Raw genomic sequence first — 14,517 nt, forward strand, 5'->3', positions numbered from 1 at the left:
GAGGCCCCAAGAACGACACCGACAGCGAAGGCACTTTAGGCCGCTGGCTGCGGTGAACGGCGTCGTGTCATCGCCTTAAGCCGCTTGCTCTCCAGACAGGAGATCTAGGATTTCCTGTACGCTGGTGGTTTGCGCCAGTTTTTCTATGACGCCTTCGTCATCCAGTGCGTTGGTTAAGCGGGCTATAACCTGAATATGCTCGTTGTTGCGGGCGGCAATGCCGATGACCAGTCGAGCCACGTCATCCGGCTCATCACCGAATCGCACGCCCTGTGGGTATTGGCAAATGACAATCCCGGTGCGGAGCACGCGGTCTTTGGCTTCTACGGTGCCGTGTGGGACGGCAATAGACTCTCCTAGATAGGTTGTGGTTAGCGCTTCTCGTGCCAGCATGGCGTCAATGTAATCAGGCTCAACATAGCCACCGGATACCAGCATTTCACCCGCAAAGCGAATAGCTTGTTCTTTATTCTCTGCGGTTAAGTTAAGAAAGATGTTATCTGCGCTAAGTTTGAACAGGTTTTCTTCGCGCTCGATTGACTCGAAAGAATCATCGTTGGCTGCAATAATTGTTTGGTTAATAAGGCGGTTATCATTGGCTGCATGCGGTAGTTTTGCGGCCAACAAACGGGTGGTTAAATCAGTATACAATCCGCTATCAAGGAAATTGCTCAGTGAAATATGCATAGCCTGAGGAGCATGGCGCATTGCTCGTTCGGTTAAATCCTGATGGGTAATCACCAGATCCACATCGTCTGGCAGGCTATTGATCGCACAGTTAGCGACCGAAATATGATTCAGGCCAGCATCTTTCACTTTTTTGCGCAGAACGCCTGCACCCATCGCGCTAGACCCCATGCCAGCATCACAGGCTACGATGATTTTACGCACATGATGCAGATCTTGAGATAAGTCGAGCGCAGTAGCCTGCATTGCGGGCTGAGGCTGGGTGCCAGAAATCTTGCCACCTGATTTAGACTGCTGTTTCATGCCCTGCATACGACGAGTTGCTTCAGCCAAGCCATTGCTCTCTTCATCGCCTACGCGAGCACGTTTGAGCAGCATGGCAGAGGTAAGGAATGACACCAGAGTGGAGGCTAGAATCGACAATATAACGCCAACCAGTGAAGATTTTGGTGTCATGAGCAATACGGCAAAGATAGAACCCGGAGAAGCGGGAGATACCAGCCCAGCATTAAACAGGGTCAGGGTGAAGACGCTGGTCATACCGCCCAAAATGACGGCCAAAATGAGGCGCGGATTCATCAATACATATGGGAAATAAATTTCGTGAATGCCGCCGAAGAAATGGATTATCGCGGCGCCACCAGCAGACTGTTTCGCACTACCTTTACCGAAGAACATATAGGCTAGCAGGACGCCCAGACCCGGACCAGGGTTCGCTTCGATCAGGAAGAAAATGGATTTGCCTGTTTCTGTTGCTTGTTGAATGCCCAGCGGTGAGAAAATGCCGTGGTTAATCGCATTATTCAAGAACAGTATTTTGGCCGGTTCGACAAAGATTGAGGTTAACGGCAGCAGGTTATTTTGCACCATGATGTTAACGCCCGCCGCCAGTATCTTAGACAGCGACTCCACCAGTGGTCCAATGGCCATAAATGCCAATATGGCCAGCAGCATACCGATAATGCCCGCGGAGAAGTTATTCACCAGCATTTCGAAACCGCTTTTGATTTTACCTTCGACCCAACGGTCAAAATGCTTGATTGCCCAGCCGCCTAGCGGACCTGCAATCATGGCACCCATGAACATTGGCATATCTGCACCGACGATCACGCCCATCGTGGTGATAGCTCCGACTACGCCGCCGCGCTCACCACCGATGAGGCGGCCACCGGTATAACCGATTAGCAGTGGCAGCAGATAGGTGATCATTGGGCCAACCAATTTGGCTAGCGTTTCATTGGGTAACCAGCCCGTGGGAATAAATAGTGCGGTAATCAAACCCCAAGCGATGAATGCGCCAATATTGGGCATTACCATATTGCTGAGGAAGCGGCCAAAATTCTGTACCTTGACCTTGATATCTGGTGATAACATAAAACACCCCTCGTGGTGCGCGCTAAGATGTTGCGCGTCGTAATAGTTGTGGTGGTTTCGCCAAAAACCGTCCTGTCGTTCTGTATGCAAAATCGACTCTATCACGCCGTTTTCATCTCGCGTACCCCGTGGGGGATTTGTGATCTTGATCTCATTCCATCCCCCTCTTAAGGGGTGTTTTGAGTGATATTGATCACATAAATGAGCTGAAAGTCTTCTACAAAGTTAAAATATTGCCCTTCTTGAACCTATTTATGTGATGTAAATCACCTTTATTGTTAGCATCTTTGTTTTTAAATTGTGATTCTCTTCACAAGATACTTTTACATCTCTCCCGTCCATTCTCGTTTATTTCTTCACCTCCGCTCTTTGCGTCATAAAATTACATCTGTGAATGTTTAGGCGTAAAAAAGCCCCGCGAGGTTTCCCTGGCAGGGCGGGTATAACGTTAGGTTCTGTTAGTTTTGGAAAATAGCCGCGTTGCGGTTTTTCGCATTTAACAGCTCTTGATGCTTGGCTGCAATTGAGGTCATGAGCTGGTTGTACTGATCGACCTGCTGTTGGGTTTGCAACTGGATGCTTTGGTTATCGAAGCGAGCCTGAGTCCCAATGCTTTGCAGGAAATCGCCCACCTGAATCAAATCTTGTGACAGGCTAGCGGCCATTGGAATAATAGGCATAACGGCATTCGCTGGGTCGGTAACGACTTTCGCAAAAGCTTGGTCATAAACCGCTTTTACATCATCAGGCTGTTTCAGTGCAGCACGCGCAGTGTCTGCGGTAGATTTTGCACTTTGAATCTGCTGACCGAGCAGATTTAGAGCCCCAGATTCTTGACGTAGCTCGTCGCGTCTTAACAGATAATCCTGAGGAACACGTATCTTATCGATAGTGGTAAATAGCGGATTGAGGCTGCTATCCATAGAACGACTGAAATTCTGTGAAAAGGTTACTAAAATCGCGTAATCGCTGACATAGTTACCGAGTTTCTGCTTTTGGTCTTCACTCAGCGTCGGCACAGTAATGCTGCCGCGCATGACGGTATTTTGCAGATAGTCGATGAAAGCTTTACGTTGTTCTTTATCGTTGTCGCCACAGCCAGCCAGTTGAAACGCCATAATAACGGCGAAAATTGGCATCAACCAACGCTGTGCCTGTTTAGTTACTGCAAGTGACATGTCATTACTCCTGTAACCGCGCGAAAAAGTGGGTCAAGATCATTCGGTTGAAATTCTACTCATCAGGTTAGTTTAACCTGATAATTTAGGGATAACAGCCAGAATGTAAAAAACCCGCCGAAAGGCGGGCTTTATTTTACGTTCTGGTTTACTGCAGAACAGAGATATCAGCAACCTGTAGGAACAAATCACGTAACTTGCTCAGCAATGTCAGGCGGTTGATACGTACCTGCTCATCGTCTGCCATCACCATAACCTGCTCGAAGAAATCATCAACAGGCTCGCGCAAAGCGGCCAGTTCAGACAGCGCTTCTTGATAACGACCTTCGGCAAACAGTGGCTCTAATTTGTCACGTAGAACAACCAGATGCGTTGCCAGTTTGATTTCAGCGGCTTCTTTTAATACAGAAGCATGAACGCGATCGGCCAGCACTTCGGTCGACTTCGCCAGAATGTTGGAAACACGCTTGTTAGCAGCCGCTAATGCTGCGGCTTCAGGCAATGTACGGAAGTGAGATACTGCCTTCATGCGAGCATCAAAGTCAGCGGGCTTGGTTGGACGACGAGCCAAGACCGCCTGAATGGTATCTACGCTATGGCCTTCTTCCTGATACCACGCACGGAAACGACCCAGCATGAAATCAACCACATCATCAACGACGTTAGCGTTGGTCAGCTTCTGACCATAGAGGCGAGCAGCTTCTTCGGTCAGCGTGACCAAATCCAGCGGCAGCTTCTTCTCAACGATAATACGCAGAACGCCCAGTGCCGCACGACGCAGAGCAAATGGGTCTTTATCACCCTTTGGATGTTGGCCAATGCCGAAAATACCGGCAAGGGTATCCATTTTGTCAGCGATCGCGACAGAACATGCCACCAGAGATTCTGGCAGTGCATCACCCGCAAAACGTGGTTGATACTGTTCGTTTAGCGCAACGGCAACTTCTTCGTTTTCACCGTCGTGGCGGGCGTAGTGCATACCCATGACACCCTGAGTATCCGTGAATTCGAAGACCATGTTAGTCATCAAATCGCACTTGGATAGTAGGCCTGCGCGGGTCGCCAGATTCACATCGGCACCAATTTGCTCTGCAACCCAACCAGACAACGCTTCAATACGATTAGTTTTATCGCGCAGCGTCCCCAGTTGCTGCTGGAACAGCACGGTTTCTAGGCGTGGCAGATTATCTTCTAGACGTTGCTTACGGTCAGTCTTAAAGAAGAACTCAGCATCGGCCAGACGTGGGCGCACCACTTTCTCATTACCAGAGATAATCTGCTGTGGATCTTTAGATTCGATGTTAGTGACGAAAATAAAGTTTGGCAGCAACTTGCCTGCGGCGTCATACACTGGGAAGTACTTCTGGTCACCTTTCATGGTGTAAACCAGCGCTTCGGCAGGTACCGCGAGGAATTTCTCTTCAAACTTAGCCGTCAACACCACTGGCCACTCAACCAGAGAGGTCACTTCTTCCAACAGGCTTTCGCTCATATCAGCGATGCCGCCGATTTTCTGTGCAGCCTGTTCTGAATCACGTTTGATAATGGCTTTGCGGGTTTCGTAATCAGCAATGACTTTTCCGCGTTCCATCAGGATTTGCGGATATTGATCGGCGTTATCGATGGTGAACTGCGGTTCGCCCATGAAACGATGACCACGGATCACGCGATCTGACGGTATGCCAAGAATAGTGGCAGGGATAACTTCACTACCCAGCAGCAGCGTGACGGTATGAACCGGACGCACGAACTGAGTGTCGTTATTGCCCCAGCGCATCAATTTTGGAATTGGCAGTTTGCCTAAAGCATTAGTGACCAGCGTAGGCAGTAGTTGCTGCGCGCTCTGGCCTTTTTGATGAGCACGGAACAGCAGCCACTCACCTTTGTCAGATGTCAGTCGTTCAGCCTGATCGACGGTGATGCCGCAACCACGAGCCCAACCTTCTGCGGCTTTGGTCGGTTTGCCTTCGGCATCAAATGCCTGCGCAATAGCCGGGCCGCGTTTTTCGATTTCGCGATCGGGTTGAGATTCATGCAGCGCAGCAACTTTCAGCGCTAGACGGCGCGGTGCCGCGTACCAAGTGACTTCGCCATGAGCGAGGTCTGCGTTATCAAGTTCAGCGGTAAAATTAGCTGCAAAAGATTCTGCCAGAGAGCGTAGCGCTTTCGGTGGCAGCTCTTCGGTGCCGATTTCCACCAGAAAAGTTTGTTGGGTCATGGCTGCCTCAAATATTCTCTAATTTAGAATCGTCGCTTTTTTTACACATTGGGAAACCCAGCGCCTCACGGGAGGCATAGTAGGCTTCAGCGACCGCTTTGGTCAGGGTACGAATTCGCAGAATGTAGCGCTGACGCTCGGTGACGGAAATCGCCTTGCGGGCATCCAGCAAGTTAAAGCTGTGCGCGGCCTTCAGAATGCGTTCATACGCTGGCAGAGGCAGAGGTTTTTCCAACTCCAACAACATTTTTGCTTCTTTCTCATACTGCTCGAAGCAGGAGAACAGGAAATCGACATCGGCGTATTCAAAGTTATAAGTGGATTGTTCCACTTCATTTTGATGGAACACGTCGCCGTAGGTGGTTTTGCCTAATGGACCGTCGCTCCAGACCAGGTCGTAGACGCTGTCTACGCCCTGAATGTACATCGCTAAGCGCTCCAGACCGTAGGTGATTTCACCGGTAACTGGCTTACACTCTAGGCCGCCAACCTGCTGGAAGTAAGTAAACTGGGTCACTTCCATCCCGTTGAGCCAAACTTCCCAGCCTAAGCCCCATGCGCCCAGCGTTGGGTTTTCCCAGTTATCTTCAACGAAGCGAATATCATTCACCAATGGATCCAAGCCGAGTTCTTTCAGTGAACCCAGATAGAGCTCCTGAATATTTTCTGGCGATGGCTTAATCACGACTTGGAACTGGTAGTAATGCTGTAAGCGGTTAGGGTTTTCGCCATAGCGTCCATCGGTTGGACGGCGTGAAGGTTGCACATAGGCAGTTGCCATCGGCTCTGGGCCGAGTGCGCGCAGGCAGGTCATTGGGTGTGAGGTGCCAGCGCCAACTTCCATGTCCAGTGGTTGAACAATGGTGCAGCCTTGGCGCGCCCAATAGTCCTGCAGAGTCAGGATCAGCCCCTGAAAGGTCTTGGTATCAAACTTTTGCATATTGGATGAGTTCGCGCGATACAAGTGGATTTATATAGAATGTTGCAGTATACCGCCTGAACGTAAGATATACAGCCCGAATCCCGTCTCAAAGCGAGGGATTTTGTGTCTATTTTGCCATAAAGCTGGGTAAAACTCGGGAACATTCGGCGTAAAAGGCAGGCTAAAAGTTTGCGCTGACGCCGATGTTGTACATAAATTGTTCGTTGTTGTTGAGTCTATTGGTTTGCGATAGCTCGGCAAATGCCGCCATATTTCCACTCAAAGGAATATTTGCTCCAACGGTCACATCGACCCAGTGGGCTTCCTGATTAGGGATATCGCGGCTGAATAGATTCTGAGGTGTACTGAATTCTCCCGCAGGTTTATAGGATTCATTGCTGGATAAACGCTGATAGCTGATTTCAGCGTATGGGGTGAATAATTCGAGGTTTGAATCCAACCGCCAACCCAGTGTGCCAACCTGTTGTTGTGTGGTCGGGTTCAATGCCGCAGAAGCTAATGAATTGCTGCCCACCCAATGCGTAGAGAATCCCGGTTCTATCGAGGTTGAGGCGCGATCGATAGGCACAATGTCACCCACGATTTCATCGTCGTGATTAAAAAAGATATCTTTTAAATCATAAGATAACGCAGGTGACGAGAGCAAAATGCTGCCCATCAAAAATACGATAGTCAGAGGTTTAATCATTGATGCCACTCCATCAAAAGGGAGGCGTTTTCATTGTTATTTTTAGGTTGCTGCACTCTTAACTATTTGACGTGGTTGTCGTGGCGTCAAGGTCGGTTGAAATAAAAACTTTATGCTGTAAAAAGCATGATAGTAATACCCGATATCATCAGCGTTTTAATCTGTTGGCATGAGAATGATGCCTGACAATTAGCCTGTTTTTCCACGCAAGGATTAGGATTATGAGCCAGACGTTTGAAGATCAAAAAATTCGCTGTGGTTGGGTTTCTGCAGACCCTTTATACATCAGCTATCACGACGAGGAGTGGGGGCAGCCTGTATACGAAGATGCGCATCTTTTTGAGTTATTGTGCCTAGAAGGGCAACAGGCAGGATTGTCGTGGATAACCGTCTTGAAGAAGCGTGAAAACTATCGTCGAGCATTTCATCATTTTGACCCACGTAAAGTTGCGGCCATGACGGATGCGGATATAGATGCGTTGATGCAGGATGCGGGACTTATCCGTCACCGTTTGAAGCTAGACGCCATTGTCATTAACGCACGTGCCTATATGAAAATGCTGCAGGAAGGAGAGAGCTTCTCTCAGTTCCTATGGTCGTTTACCGGTGGAAAGCCTGTGCTGAATCGCCCTGATACGTTAGCGAATGTTCCTGCAAAAACCGAAGTCTCAGATTTGATGTCGAAAGCGTTGAAGAAAAAGGGGTTTAAATTTATAGGGTCAACGATTTGCTACGCCTTTATGCAGGCAAGCGGCATGGTGAACGATCATGTGAAAACCTGCTTCTGTGGGAAATGTTAAGTCATGATCCGCCCAGCAATACAACAAGATATGGACGCCATAATGGCGTTGTGGCTGGTGAGCACGACCGAAGCGCATCCGTTTATCTCTTCCCACTATTGGCGCGAAAGTGAAGCCGTAGTGCGCGATACCTATTTACCTCATGCTTTGACGTGGGTGGCTGAGAACGATGGCGAAATCGTTGGTTTTATCAGCGTACTTGAGATGCAATTTATTGGCGCTCTGTTTGTGGATAAACGTTTTCACGGTAAGGGGATTGGCCCACTGCTAATGCAGCATGTGAAAATGATTTTCCCGCAGCTAATGCTAGAGGTGTATACCGAGAATCAGCGTGCGCTACGTTTTTATCGTCACGAAGGTTTTGAGATACAAGATACCCAATTGAATGAAGATACCCAGCATATGACCGCGATTATGTTGTGGGAGAAAAGGCCCGGTGCTTGGTTGGAAGATTAAGCAAAATTTAGGTTATTAATGCGTTTCTGACAATTTTTCGGAATTGTAGCCATTATTTTTTAACGATAATTTGCTGAAATGCCTTCCCCGCGGATCTTTGTCGTCCGTGATTTTTAGGTTTTGATTTTGGGTTGGCGTATTACCAGCCTTTTTACAGCAAATGATTTGAGCGATTAGGCTCTGTGCAAGATGAGGTTCCATAATGAGTAAAAGCCGTTTATGCATTGCTGGCGCAGTATGTGCAGCGTTGTTGCTGTCTGGTTGTACAACGAACCCATATACCGGCGAGTCTGAAGCGGGTAAGGCTGGCGTTGGTGCTGGGTTAGGTGCGTTGGTTGGTGCGGGCGTTGGCGTACTGTCCTCTTCTAAGCACGATCGCGGTAAAGGTGCATTGATCGGTGCTGCCGCTGGCGCTGCATTAGGGGGGGGTGCGGGTTACTACATGGATGTTCAGGAGTCTAAACTGCGTGACAAAATGCGTGGTACGGGCGTAAGCGTGACGCGTCAAGGCGACAATATTATTCTGAACATGCCAAATAATGTGACGTTCGACTCGAGCAGCAGCACTTTGAAACCTGCAGGCGCGAATACGCTGACCGGCGTGGCCATGGTACTTAAAGAATATCCTAAGACGGCGGTTAACGTGGTGGGTTACACCGATAGCACCGGCAGTCAGGATCTGAATATGCGTTTGTCTCAGCAGCGCGCAGATAGCGTTGCAAGCGCGCTGATTGTTCAGGGCGTCGAAGCTAGCCGTGTTCGTACTCAGGGCATGGGTCCTGCAAATCCAATTGCTTCCAACAGCACGGCGGAAGGCAAAGCTCAGAACCGTCGCGTAGAGATCACGTTGAGTCCGATGTAATTCCCTTTCTTTTAGCCTCTCTCTTGATAGGGGAGGCTATTTCGCAAACCTTATCTCATCAGTTCCCCTGTGGTTATGCTAAATTTGCGTATTCGTTGAATATGTGAGGAGCATATCGTGAGCAGTCAGGGAACCCGCGCCACCATTAGTGATGTCGCCAAGGCCGCTAAAACCGGTAAAACCAGCGTTTCACGCTATCTTAATGGTGAACAGCACCTGCTGTCAGACGATCTCAAAAAGCGAATCGAGCAAGCTATTCAACGGCTTAATTATCGCCCTAGCCAAATGGCGCGCAGTCTGAAAGGTGGGCAAACACGGCTCATCGGCATGATCATCGCTGATATCACCAATCCTTACTCCGTGGACGTTTTGCGTGGTGTCGAAGAGGCTTGCCGCGTGCAAGGTTTCACGCTTCTAGTATGTAATACCAACAACGAAATTAATCAGGAGCAGCACTATCTCGAGCTTTTGAGCAGTTATCGCGTTGAAGGTCTTGTGGTGAATGCAGTAGGTATGCGTGAAGAAGCGCTGTCTAAACTGCAACAATCTTTATTGCCGATGGTGCTTATCGACCGCAAAATTCCGGATTTCTCTTGCGATATGGTGGGATTAGATAACCATCGTGCAGCCACAGAAGCCACTCAGCATTTGCTAGAGCAAGGGTTTGAAGCCGTTATGTTCTTAAGCGAGCCCCTTGGCCTAGTGAATACGCGTCTTGAACGTTTACACGCTTTTCAAAAGACAATGCAGGAATATCCAGAATTAACGGCTTGTCATGCCGAAGTCGTGCTCAATAAAGGCGAGTTGCTGGATCAAGCGTTAACTCAGTTTTGTCACCAGCACCGCGGTATGCGCAAGGCCATTATGTCTGCGAACGGAGCGCTTACTCTACAGGTTGCCCGTTCCCTACGGCGTTTAGGCCTGAACTGGGGCAGTGATATTGGATTACTTGGCTTTGATGAGCTGGAATGGGCAGAGTTGGCCGGCGTTGGGATAACAACGCTTAAGCAGCCGACCTATCAGATCGGCTATGCTGCGTTAGAACTTTTGGTGAAGCGTATTCAAGGCGATGGTCAGCCTACCGTGGAGCAAAAGTATCCGGGTGAATTGATTGTACGTGGTTCAACATCACGCTAATCAGGAAGCGGAGCCTTTCCGCACCAGATAGCGATAGGGCGTTTGCTCAGTTTCCTGCGCAATCAATTGGTGATCCATAAAGCGGCAAAATCCCGGAATATCACGGGTGGTTGCTGGGTCATCTGCGATAATCAGCAGCGTTTGCCCGTCATCCATATGGCGCACGGTTTTACGCACCATCATTACAGGCTCAGGGCAACGAAGCCCAAGAGCATCCAGCGTTTTATCCGGATTAGCGAAAAGATCGGTCATGGTCGTTCTCTAAAGGCCGCGTTGTTAAACGATGAGCGTTGCTCAATGTAAAAGATGCGCAATCGTATTGATAAAGGGCTACGGCGTCGTGAAGTTTAAAACAGCCCTAGTTTACCTGTTGCGAAAGAGTCTGCAATAGACGTGAACGTTTGCGTTAAAATTAACCATTGCGCATGAAAATTATCGCGGTATCATGCCTGCCGCATCTCGTATGCACTTATTTTTCTTGGGTTCCCTCACCCCAATCTCCAAAAAGGCTAAAATATGTTTGATTTTACTCCGCAACAGCGGATGAAAGCCCTTTGCTGGCTTTCGGTGTTCCATGTTCTGATCATTACCTCCAGTAACTATCTGGTGCAACTGCCGATCTCAATTTTCGGCTTTCACACCACGTGGGGCGCATTTACTTTCCCGTTTATTTTCCTTGCGACTGACCTAACCGTCCGTGTGTTTGGTGCGCCTTTGGCTCGCCGAATCATTCTGGCGGTGATGGCTCCGGCATTGCTGATTTCTTACTGTATATCGGCGCTATTTTTCCAAGGAGAGTGGCAAGGCTTTGCCGCGCTGAGCTCATTTAATGTGATGGTGGCGCGTATCGCTGTTGCTAGCTTCATGGCCTATGTGCTGGGGCAAATTCTCGATGTGCATGTATTTAACCGTCTACGCCAGCGCAGTGCCTGGTGGGTTGCGCCAACGGCATCGACGCTATTTGGCAATATTAGTGACACGCTGGCGTTCTTCTTTATTGCTTTTTATCACAGTACTGACCCGTTCATGGCGGCCAATTGGGTTGAAATTGCATTGGTGGATTACACATTTAAACTGCTGATCAGTTTAGTTTTCTTCTTGCCAATGTACGGCGTGATGCTCAACGTGGTACTGAAATATTTGTCTACTCATCGTTCTGAACCGCAGCCACAGTTAAATTAATCCCTTCTTACGATGCCGAGTACTTTTGCTCGGTATCGTATACTCTGATATCCCTGCACTTGGAGGATGTCATGCCCGCAATTACCGTCAAGCACTCCAACATTGAAGAGATTCATTTTCTCTATAGTTTGTTGCCAGAATTCTCCGCATTGCATAACCGACAAGATCTAATTAACCGACTGAATAACAAAGAAACTTGTGCTCTTGTTGCTTATAAAAAGGAAAAACCTGTCGGCTTTAAGTTGGGTTATGCTCTGAGTGACACCACTTTCTATAGTTGGCTAGGCGGCGTGTTGCCTGACTACCGTCGTGACGGAATAGCCCAAGTCCTATTGCATACACAGGAAAATTGGGCTTTAAATCATGGGTATCAGCATATTGAAGTGAAAACGCGAAACAGTTTTCCCGCTATGCTGATTATGCTAATAAAAAATGGCTATCAGCTAACTGCTTTGGAGCAGGCTGAAAATCTAGCCGACAACCGAGTACGACTGGTGAAATGCTTAACGCACGGAACCAATAATAAGTAGCGAAGCTACAATATGTTACTTGCATTTAATGCACTGATAAGGTGCGATACGTTTATTGGTCAATCGAGACGTTAGGACAATAGAAGGAATTACCATGCGTAATTTAGTGAAGTTTGTGGGAGTAGGATTGTTAGTCGCAGGGCTTGCTGCCTGTGACGGTCAATCAACCGACAGCGCCAACTCTGCAGCTAAAGGTTCTACCTCGGCGGAAGCTAGCGTACCCGCGGGAGAGAATATTAGCCTGCTTGACGGAAAGGTGACTTTTACTCTGCCGGCAGGGTTGACCGATCAGAGCGGAAAATTAGGCTCTCAGTCAAACAGCATGCACGTTTATGCGAATAAGAGCGGGCAGCAGGCTGTAATTGTAATTATGGCTCCGCTACCTTCTGACAGCCTGAGTACACTGAGCGGGCGCTTGGTAGAGCAACAGAAAGCGCGCGATCCAAGTCTGAATGTGCTTTCTGATAAGAGCATTGAAATCAGCGGGCAGCCAGCCCAAGAAGTGAATAGTGTGCAAACGGCGAAAGGCCAAGTCTCCTATTCCAGCATCGTACTGGCCAAAGCAGGCGATCAACTGATGACCATGCAGGTCTCCCTACCTGGTGAAAATCAGCAAGAAGCGGCAAATATCGCTAACGGTGTAGTTAACACCTTGAAGATAAAAGAGTAGTTTTTTGCGGAAGCCCTCCCTTATGTAGGGAGGGCTAGCATATTAATTTACGACGCCATTCACCATTTTCTGTGTGAGCTGTTGTCCACTTGCGCTTTGCACATTCAACGTTGCGTTCACGCTTGGTTTAAGCGGTGCTTCACCAGTGAGTACGCCTTGCAGTCCTAACTGCATGTTGACGTCACCGCTTAACGGGAGAGCAGGCCAACCCCATTCAACCAGTTGATTGGCTGGAACCGCTTTTCCTTTCAGATCCAGCGTTAGCTGACGTCCAGCCTGATCGAGCGACGCGGTAGCCTCCAGTATTCCCTTTTGTGACAGCGCGCTGAGTTCGCTCACGGCGATCTGCTGATCGTTGGCATTGAGTGTTATAGAAAGGCGCTGGAGATCAACTTTGTTGAAGGTTGCTCCGCTGGCGTTGAACGTTGCCTGTCCATCCCACAGACCCAAAAGGCGATTGTGTACTAAGCGAATATTGCTACCAAAACCATCAAGTGCGGTGATTTGGAAAGGGAAGTCTGGATTGATATCAACAAGCAGGTTTCGGCTACCAGAAAATTTAGTCACGATGACATCGTTCAACCATGCTGGCAGTGGTGTCTGCCAAATCTCCCGCCAATTTTGAGGCAGTGTGTATTCCAAGCCCACAATGGTCATATCATCGATGGTTAAGCGTTTGTCATTGCGATGCCAATTGCCGCTTGCGCGCAGCAGGCTACCTTCCCAACGGGTGCTTAACTGACGAATTGCAACGCCTGCGTTTGAGAGGTCTGCACTGAAGATTGGCTCAACAAAATGCACGTTGCCCACCACAATGTCGTTAGCGTTAAAGGTAATAGCGCCTTTTTCACTCTGCCAATCTCCTTTGCTCCATGTAACACCGTCCAGTTCAGCGTCTAGATCGCTGAGTGCCCAGCCAGCGCCTTCCAGTTTGGCATCGGTAACGCTGACTTTGCCGAAGGTCACTGTCGGCAGTTGCTCGAGCGGTGCAAAGAATGCGTCTATGGATTTATTGGTCTGCCAGTGAATATTCCCCAGACGCAGGTTATTGATCTGCCAACTGCCATCGGCTTTGCGCACGCCGTCGCTAGTCATCTGCCCCTGTGCGATATCAGCTCCTGCCCTATTGATTGTCAGCAGACCTTGTTTGAAGCTGCCCTGCAACAGTACGTTTTGCGCTGGGACGCCATTAATCACTAACTTACCCGCACTGAACTGGAACTGATTATTATTGCCCAGAATCTGTCCTACCGTGGGTTGCCAAGGTGAGATATAGCCATTCACCTGTGAGGCATCCAGTTTCTGCTGTGAATCGCTTTGCTGTAACTGCATGTTAGCTAGGCGGAGATTTTCAGCCTGAATCGGTAGTAAGGTTTTTGTTGGCGCTGAGAGAGACAGAGAACCATTTTCCAGCGTCACGCTGTCGAAATGTTTGGGGTCAGTGAACTGGCGTATGCCTAGCGACAAACTGACTTTCTCTGCACGCAAGAATGGTGGCTGACCTTCGGTGGACAAGGTGACGTTATTTAATGTCACTTCCGATGGTTCGCGGATATCGTGATGCATTTTTCCCAACGATAGGCGGTATTGGGTGTTTTCGTTTACCCAAGCGCTGATCTGGCGCGCTCCCCATGTCGTTTGGGCTATGACATAAGCCACAATAACCAACGCTATGATGATAGCGAGCAGGGTTAATAGTATTTTTCCAATAAATTTCACGGCATTAGTCCTTCAGGCCAACGGTACTTTAGTTTATGCCGTATTAAACCGGATGGCTCAAGGGATGAAATGT

The 14,517-nt window shown here is 48.8% G+C and carries 14 protein-coding genes; 7 read left to right on the top strand and 7 right to left on the bottom strand.

The genetic code is table 11. The annotated features are described in order from the left end of the window. Positions 1–75: 75 nt before the first annotated feature. The 5 genes from HMPREF3091_RS08580 to HMPREF3091_RS08600 form a co-directional block, all read right to left on the bottom strand. On the bottom strand, positions 76–2,061 hold the full coding sequence (locus HMPREF3091_RS08580) for a PTS mannitol transporter subunit IICBA (RefSeq protein WP_004094038.1): 1,986 nt from the start codon (positions 2,059–2,061) through the stop codon (positions 76–78). Between the two features lie 458 nt (positions 2,062–2,519). Continuing rightward, positions 2,520–3,239, bottom strand: a complete 720-nt coding sequence (locus tag HMPREF3091_RS08585; RefSeq protein WP_070715357.1) for a DUF3053 domain-containing protein — start codon at positions 3,237–3,239, stop codon at positions 2,520–2,522. Between the two features lie 148 nt (positions 3,240–3,387). Next, complete coding sequence (glyS, locus tag HMPREF3091_RS08590; protein ID WP_070715358.1) at positions 3,388–5,457, bottom strand: glycine--tRNA ligase subunit beta; 2,070 nt, start codon at positions 5,455–5,457, stop codon at positions 3,388–3,390. A 7-nt stretch (positions 5,458–5,464) separates the two neighbouring features. Then, the gene (glyQ, locus tag HMPREF3091_RS08595; protein WP_004094047.1) at positions 5,465–6,397 is read right to left on the bottom strand and encodes a glycine--tRNA ligase subunit alpha; all 933 of its coding nucleotides are present in this window, start codon (positions 6,395–6,397) and stop codon (positions 5,465–5,467) included. Positions 6,398–6,560: 163 nt separating this feature from the next. Continuing rightward, positions 6,561–7,088 carry an autotransporter domain-containing protein gene (locus HMPREF3091_RS08600; protein WP_004094049.1) on the bottom strand — a complete coding sequence of 176 codons (528 nt, stop codon included), beginning with the start codon at positions 7,086–7,088 and terminating at the stop codon, positions 6,561–6,563. A 221-nt stretch (positions 7,089–7,309) separates the two neighbouring features. Between HMPREF3091_RS08600 and HMPREF3091_RS08605 the strand changes: the two genes are divergently transcribed. From HMPREF3091_RS08605 to HMPREF3091_RS08625, 4 genes are all read left to right on the top strand, one after another. Beyond that, a complete protein-coding gene (locus HMPREF3091_RS08605) occupies positions 7,310–7,888 on the top strand; it encodes a DNA-3-methyladenine glycosylase I (protein ID WP_070715359.1) in 579 nt (192 codons plus the stop codon). 3 nt (positions 7,889–7,891) lie between these two features. After that, positions 7,892–8,344 carry an N-acetyltransferase gene (locus HMPREF3091_RS08610; protein ID WP_008815747.1) on the top strand — a complete coding sequence of 151 codons (453 nt, stop codon included), beginning with the start codon at positions 7,892–7,894 and terminating at the stop codon, positions 8,342–8,344. Between the two features lie 202 nt (positions 8,345–8,546). Next, positions 8,547–9,206, top strand: coding sequence for an OmpA family lipoprotein (locus HMPREF3091_RS08620; protein WP_004094059.1), 660 nt, complete (start codon positions 8,547–8,549; stop codon positions 9,204–9,206). Positions 9,207–9,323: 117 nt separating this feature from the next. Beyond that, positions 9,324–10,343: a LacI family DNA-binding transcriptional regulator gene (locus HMPREF3091_RS08625; protein WP_070715361.1), complete on the top strand. Its 1,020-nt coding sequence runs from the start codon at positions 9,324–9,326 to the stop codon at positions 10,341–10,343. On the opposite strand, the gene tusA is transcribed toward HMPREF3091_RS08625, so the two are convergent. Further along, on the bottom strand, positions 10,344–10,595 hold the full coding sequence (gene tusA, locus HMPREF3091_RS08630; RefSeq protein ID WP_004094061.1) for a sulfurtransferase TusA: 252 nt from the start codon (positions 10,593–10,595) through the stop codon (positions 10,344–10,346). Positions 10,596–10,859: 264 nt separating this feature from the next. On the opposite strand from tusA, the gene HMPREF3091_RS08635 reads away from it, so the two are divergent. The 3 genes from HMPREF3091_RS08635 to HMPREF3091_RS08645 all read left to right on the top strand — a co-directional run bounded on the left by HMPREF3091_RS08635 (position 10,860) and on the right by HMPREF3091_RS08645 (position 12,725). Continuing rightward, positions 10,860–11,525 carry a 7-cyano-7-deazaguanine/7-aminomethyl-7-deazaguanine transporter gene (locus HMPREF3091_RS08635; RefSeq protein ID WP_008815749.1) on the top strand — a complete coding sequence of 222 codons (666 nt, stop codon included), beginning with the start codon at positions 10,860–10,862 and terminating at the stop codon, positions 11,523–11,525. Between the two features lie 71 nt (positions 11,526–11,596). Next, positions 11,597–12,055: a GNAT family N-acetyltransferase gene (locus tag HMPREF3091_RS08640; protein ID WP_070715362.1), complete on the top strand. Its 459-nt coding sequence runs from the start codon at positions 11,597–11,599 to the stop codon at positions 12,053–12,055. A gap of 94 nt (positions 12,056–12,149) precedes the next feature. Continuing rightward, positions 12,150–12,725 carry a DcrB family lipoprotein gene (locus tag HMPREF3091_RS08645; RefSeq protein WP_004094065.1) on the top strand — a complete coding sequence of 192 codons (576 nt, stop codon included), beginning with the start codon at positions 12,150–12,152 and terminating at the stop codon, positions 12,723–12,725. 42 nt (positions 12,726–12,767) lie between these two features. On the opposite strand, the gene HMPREF3091_RS08650 is transcribed toward HMPREF3091_RS08645, so the two are convergent. Then, on the bottom strand, positions 12,768–14,444 hold the full coding sequence (locus HMPREF3091_RS08650; RefSeq protein ID WP_070715363.1) for an AsmA family protein: 1,677 nt from the start codon (positions 14,442–14,444) through the stop codon (positions 12,768–12,770). Positions 14,445–14,517 lie beyond the last annotated feature (73 nt).

Source organism: Hafnia sp. HMSC23F03, assembly GCF_001816025.1.
GTDB lineage: Bacteria > Pseudomonadota > Gammaproteobacteria > Enterobacterales > Enterobacteriaceae > Hafnia > Hafnia paralvei.